This is a genomic window from Dolichospermum lemmermannii CS-548, from assembly GCF_028330815.1.
GTDB classification, from domain to species: Bacteria; Cyanobacteriota; Cyanobacteriia; order Cyanobacteriales; family Nostocaceae; genus Dolichospermum; species Dolichospermum lemmermannii.
Genome location: NZ_JAQMTJ010000323.1, coordinates 1 through 5,860 on the forward strand (window position 1 = coordinate 1; position 5,860 = coordinate 5,860).

Sequence of the window (5,860 nt, forward strand, 5' to 3'; positions counted from 1 at the left end):
GGTAATTGGTGATTGGTGATTGGTGATTGGTGATTGGTGATTGGTGATTGGTGATTGGTGATTGGTAATTGGTGATTGGAAAAAATATTCTCCCCTGCTATAAATAAGGGATATCAACTATAATTTGACAACCATGATTATGACTGCTATGAATATGAAATTCACCTCCTAATGCCAACGTGCGATCGCGCATACTTTGTAAACCAAATCCAGTAGTATTTTGCTCTAAATCAAAACCTCTGCCATTATCCTGAATTGTTAACTTCACAGTTTCTAATGTTGTTGTTAATTCTAGTTGAACTTCTGTGGCTTGGGCATATTTAGAAATATTAGTTAATGATTCTTGAATAACTCGATAAATAGGAGTGCTGACTTCCATAGACAATGGAGAAATAATGGATATTTGACAACTGGGTAAAATGCCAGTAGAACGCTGAAAATCTGCCGCAAGATTCTGAATTGCCTGTTCTAACGATTGTTCTTGTAAAGGATGGGATCTCATGGTAGAAACCGATTGACGGACATCTTGTAAGGCTTTTGAACCGAGTTCTTTGGCAGTGGCTAAAAACGTCATTGCTCTAGGTATATCGTGTTTTGATAACTTTAAAGCAGTTTCTAATTGAAGATTTAAAGCCGTCAGAGAATGTCCTAAAGAATCATGAATTTCTCTAGCAATACGGTTGCGTTCTTCCAAAGTTGCCTGACTTTCAATTCTCAAGGCATATTGACGGAGTTTTTCGTTTGCAGCTTGGAGTTTATCTCGACTTTGCCGTTCAGATAAAACAGTATTCATTAATACTAAAACAAATACTAAACTTAAACCAAATAAAACTGCTAAACTAAAACTAAAAAACCAAAATCTTTCTTGGGCTATTGGTGAAAATCGTCCAGGAGGCATCCTTTGTCTGAGAGTAAGTAAAAATAAAATAAATGAGGAGAAAGTAACTGCTAATCTTCCTGGTAGTCGAAAAATTAAACAACTGCGAGTTACCAAAATTAGATAGAGAAAGGGAAAAAGCCTCGCACTTCTACCACCAAAAAAGCCAGTAATTAAAATTAATATAACTTCAATAGTCGTATAAATAAATTTATTGATTTTATTGTAAGTAGGCAATCTTAAACCCATTAAACCGAAAAATGTCAAACTGCAAATTGTCAGTTCTGGATACATGACAGAAAAGCGCGGTGAAGGAGATGGCATTAATGCCATTAACGCCGAAAATCCTAATAGTAGCCATTCTAAATAAAGTAGAAATCGAAAAGGATGATTATTAAATTGAATAGGACGATTCATAAAAAATTGATAATTGAAAAAATGGCAGCCTAACCTAGATTTAATATATTTGTATCATGATTCAAGTTCAATAGGATGAGAGGAAGATATTGAAATGCTAATTTCATGACTAAAGTCATGGGTGTAGACGTGACCTTTGCCTCATATCATTACTGGGCGTTAATCTATATGATAGGAACTATAGAAAGCCAACATAACCAAACATAACCAAAAGGTATTTATGAAACTGAAGACATTATCACTGATTGCTGGTACTCTGGCTTTAACTTTAATCGCAACTCCATTTGCAGTTCAAGCGGAACAAAATAATCCATCCTCACCTCAACCTGGTAAAGAATGGCAAAAAAAGGGTCAATTTCAAAAGTTGAATTTGACACCTGAACAAAAAGCTAAAATGAAAGAAATCGGCCGCAGTACCCGCGCTCAAATTGAAGCTGTTTTGACTCCCGAACAAAAGACCAAATTACAAGCTGCAATGGCTGAACGTAAGGCTCAACATCAAGCGCAACGTCAACAAAGACAAGGACAAGGAGAACGTCAAGAAGGACGTGGTAAAAAAGGTAATATTTTTGCTTCTTTGAACTTAACTGAAACACAGAAAAATCAAATTAAACAAATTAGAGAGTCATCAAAACAACAAATGCAAGCTGTGTTAACTCCGGAACAGCAAGCACAAATGAAGCAAATGCGAGAAAATATGCGTTCTCGTCGTCAACAAGATAAACCTCAATAATTCTTGACTATTCAAATAAGATTAATAAATTAGGGGTGGGCTTAAAATCTCATCCCATTTTTGTATATAGGCAAACTTTAGAGAGGGCGTTACAATTTGTTAACGCCCCTTTTTTGGATCATTTCTGGACGATCATATTCATATCCCAAGTATACAAACCGATTTGGTTAGGAACTCTCACAAAGCGGCCTGTGCGATGACCCCTAGATAGTTCATTGAGAACCTTATTTTTGACCTCTCTGACTTCTTCAGCATCTAAATGTCCATAAATACCATTGACTATCTCATTCACATTGAAAATTCGTCCGGCATTTTGTTCTAGAAATAAGGTCAGAGCATCAATTAAAAATTGACCATCAAATTGTGCCAACATCGGGACTACTTTCATCTGGGGTCTGGTGAAATGTTTGTTGGTTTTGGAGGATTTAATACTTCTAGATATTCCCTTACCTTGAATCGGTCCTAGTGAATTTAAATCTAGGGTATAGCAACCAGGTTCATCGGGAATTGCTGACCAATAACCACTTTCTCTCCCTTGAGTTAGAGATGATTGGACTCTACCTTTAACGACTTTAAAGATAGTAGACTCTAAATTACCGTAGAGCGATCGCACAATAAAATCTATGTGACAGACAGTTCCCACATATTCTTGCAATAGCTTTTTAAGTGCTTCCATGCGAGTCATATTTTCATACTGAGCCAGCATGGGAACGTCTTCCCCTTTACCAACATAGTGACGACGTTGAAAGGAAAAATTGCCTGAGTTGCTAACTTCAGAAAGGGAATGATCAACCTTGAAAGAGTCTGATTTAGGAACTTCTGACTCTAGAGAATCCAAATATTCTACACGAGAACTCTGATTGGAAGACAACAACAACAGTGAATCTTCTTCAGCAGCCTCAACCTGTTCGTTGTCATGAGGATAAGACCAAGTAGACAACAAAGATTCTACATTATCTAATTGCGATCGCGCCTCTATAAATAGACGTTGGTACTTTTTTGCGAGACTCCCATAGTAATCTCGTAATTCCAACAATGGCGTAATAAATACATCGGGGGGTGCTTGTAATTGTTCTGGAGAATTCATAGTAATTCACTCAACCTAAATCTATATTGCTGGTGTAAGTCATGGCTCTAGGTTTGCTCGGTGTCGATACCTGGAGTGATTTTTTAGGAGGTTGGGGAGGACGACAACATTCACAATATAAAGGGCGAGTTCCGAAAGTCTCTCGTTTTGTAGCCTGATTACATTCTTTACAGACAAAGTTGAAAACTCGCGTATGAATCTGCCTTTTGTGCGCTCGGACAGTATATTCTCTAACATCAATTACTTTGGTTGCCATAATTAATAATTGCCAGTCTTAATCCTCTTTATATAGCTATTCAAGCAAATGAAACTGTATCAGTGTGTGTTTTCATAGAAGTTTTCTAAAAAATTAAAAAATCCCATCTAACTCAGAGGCATAAACTGCTATTTCCGATATATTAACAGTGACTGGGATATATTTTCCCATCCCTTACATAAAAGAATGAAAAGAAATATAGGTTAAACTTGTTGCTCTCAAGACTTGTGAATATAAGAATGCTTTTTTAGCATCTATCTTGAGAATTAACTATATAATTTAAAACATATTTTTAGGCATATTTTTAAACCTGGACTATTGATAATAAATTATAATCTCGCCTACTAGTAACAAAAAAAATGAAGGATGAAGTAATTATAAAATCCCTCACCCTTCCTGATCTAGCCTAATCAAAGGTAACTAACTAAAGACGAACCTTCACAGCTTTGTGTTTTTCCGATTCGGCTTTAGGAATAGTTAGATAGAGAATTCCATCCTTATATTCTGCCGCTACCTTCTCATTATCCACAACAGCAGGCAAGGCAATTACCCGTTGGAACTTACCATAACGGAATTCCGAGCGAGTCAAACCTTCTGCTTCCGTTGTTGTTTCCGACCTCCGCTCACCGCTAATAGAAACCGATTCAGGAGTGACTTCGACATCAAGATCCTTTGCGTCCAAACCTGGTATTTCTACTTTCAACTTCAAATCACTATCAGTTTCTGCAATCTCAGCCGGAGGAATGAAAGTTAACCCCACCCTTTCAACTGCATCAGGTGGTAATAATTGTTCAAACAAGCGATCCATTTGCTGCCGGATAATACCCATTTCAGGGAATGGTTCCCAGCGTTCTATTTCCCGTAACGGATTCCAACGTACAAGTGTCATAACTATCTCCTCAAAAATTCACTATTGGACTTTCTGATTTGGTGAGACTAAATCTTCAGCTTGTGACTTGGTAAACAATAATACTACTGGCAAAATCTCTAACTCTTAACTTCTTGAAGCCTAATTTTTAGCCTCCCAATTAGATGATAGCACTAGAAAATCAATTAATTACAGTTCGGTTTTATAGATATAATCTTCGTAATAACCGTACTATTGAGCTAATAACTTCAGGTTCGTATGTTAGAATACGAGAGTGGATATTGCTACTATTTTTTAGCCAAAAATATCTTAAATATAACACTGTAAAGATTGAATTACACTATTAACTAAAGTGCTTTTAGCCGTATTGATAAAAAAGTGATCACCACCGATCATTTTCAATGAAAAAGGAGCAACAGTTTGTTTTTCCCAGGCAGAAAGAGCAGTATAGCTAACTGTTGGATCTTCTGACCCACCAAAAGCACTAATAGGACAATTTAGAGGTGGTTGAGAAGTATAAACATAGGATTCCAAAACTGTAAAATCAGCCCGAATAATCGGCAAAAAAATCTGCATCAATTCGGCATTTTCTAGCACCATTTTGGCAGTCCCATTAAACTGGGATATTGCGGCTAAAAAATCGGCATCTGGTAATTTAGAAATGGGTGGGTTTTCCCTAGGGAATTGTGGGGCGCAACGGGCAGCAATAAAAAGATGCAAAGGATAAAGACTATATTCAGAACGCAGTAGCCTAATTAACTCAAAACTGATTAATGCACCCATACTGTAACCGAAAAAAGCAAAAGGTTTATCTAGACAGGGGATGATATTAGTGGCTATTTCTCGGACTAAAGGGAGGATTTTTGTGTATGGAGGTGATTTGATTTGTCTGCCTCTACCGGGAATTTCGATAGGGCATAATTCAATAGTTGCGGGTAAATCATCAGCCCAAGTCCGAAAAACTGAGGCACTAGCACCAGCATAAGCAAAGCAAAATAGGCGTAATTTAGCTTGGGGGTTGGGTTTAGGGCAAGTTATCCAAGATGTGAAAGTGGTTTTAGTTGTCATGATGGAGGTTTATATGGGGTTAATTGCTAATTTGATTGCTGGATCTATTTTTAAATTAGGAAAAAAGTCATGAAACTATTGTGACTTTTTTCCTAGTCAGGTTAGGAAACTTGGCTCATGCAGAAAATCAGATCACGACATTAGCTAAAGATGAGGGATTAGTCCGACAAGCGATCGCTACCTTAGCAGAAGATCAAGCACAAGCAAAATACGCCCAGTCCCAAACTAAACGTTATAACGAACTATATAAAAATGGTGCTGTGAGCCAGGATCAAGCCCAATTGTATTCTACTAACAGTGAGACATCACAAGCCACATTGCAAGCAGATAGAGAAGCAATCCAAAATGCTCAAGCCGTTGTTCGAGGTGATAAAATAGCCATTTAAAATGCTCAAACAGTCGTTAAAAGTGACCTAGTAGTCTGTCAAATTTATTTTGACGGGTTTTTGGTAGTGCGGGCATACTATGGCTAACGCCACGCTGCGCTATCGACAAGCTCAGTACAAGTCTTGCCCGCGTGAGCGAGACGCTCACACTACAGTCCATCATTTTTA

The 5,860-nt window shown here is 37.5% G+C and carries 7 protein-coding genes; 2 read left to right on the forward strand and 5 right to left on the reverse strand.

The window, feature by feature from the left end; genetic code table 11:
* Positions 1–97: 97 nt before the first annotated feature.
* Complete coding sequence (locus tag PN450_RS23200) at positions 98–1,294, reverse strand: sensor histidine kinase (RefSeq protein ID WP_168697043.1); 1,197 nt, start codon at positions 1,292–1,294, stop codon at positions 98–100.
* Between the two features lie 220 nt (positions 1,295–1,514).
* Here PN450_RS23200 and PN450_RS23205 point away from each other — a divergent pair, with 220 nt between their 5' ends.
* Positions 1,515–2,027, forward strand: a complete 513-nt coding sequence (locus PN450_RS23205) for a Spy/CpxP family protein refolding chaperone (RefSeq protein ID WP_168697044.1) — start codon at positions 1,515–1,517, stop codon at positions 2,025–2,027.
* 118 nt (positions 2,028–2,145) lie between these two features.
* On the opposite strand, the gene PN450_RS23210 is transcribed toward PN450_RS23205, so the two are convergent.
* From PN450_RS23210 to PN450_RS23225, 4 genes are all read right to left on the reverse strand, one after another.
* Positions 2,146–3,114 (reverse strand): hypothetical protein, encoded by a 969-nt coding sequence (locus PN450_RS23210; RefSeq protein ID WP_271837698.1) that lies wholly within the window; start codon positions 3,112–3,114, stop codon positions 2,146–2,148.
* Positions 3,115–3,124: 10 nt separating this feature from the next.
* A complete protein-coding gene (locus PN450_RS23215) occupies positions 3,125–3,370 on the reverse strand; it encodes a hypothetical protein (protein WP_168651280.1) in 246 nt (81 codons plus the stop codon).
* Between the two features lie 424 nt (positions 3,371–3,794).
* Positions 3,795–4,259, reverse strand: a complete 465-nt coding sequence (locus PN450_RS23220) for an Hsp20/alpha crystallin family protein (RefSeq protein ID WP_168653813.1) — start codon at positions 4,257–4,259, stop codon at positions 3,795–3,797.
* Positions 4,260–4,547: 288 nt separating this feature from the next.
* Complete coding sequence (locus tag PN450_RS23225; RefSeq protein WP_148763711.1) at positions 4,548–5,306, reverse strand: thioesterase II family protein; 759 nt, start codon at positions 5,304–5,306, stop codon at positions 4,548–4,550.
* An 80-nt stretch (positions 5,307–5,386) separates the two neighbouring features.
* On the opposite strand from PN450_RS23225, the gene PN450_RS23230 reads away from it, so the two are divergent.
* A complete protein-coding gene (locus tag PN450_RS23230; RefSeq protein ID WP_168697046.1) occupies positions 5,387–5,692 on the forward strand; it encodes an efflux RND transporter periplasmic adaptor subunit in 306 nt (101 codons plus the stop codon).
* Positions 5,693–5,860: the final 168 nt, after the last annotated feature.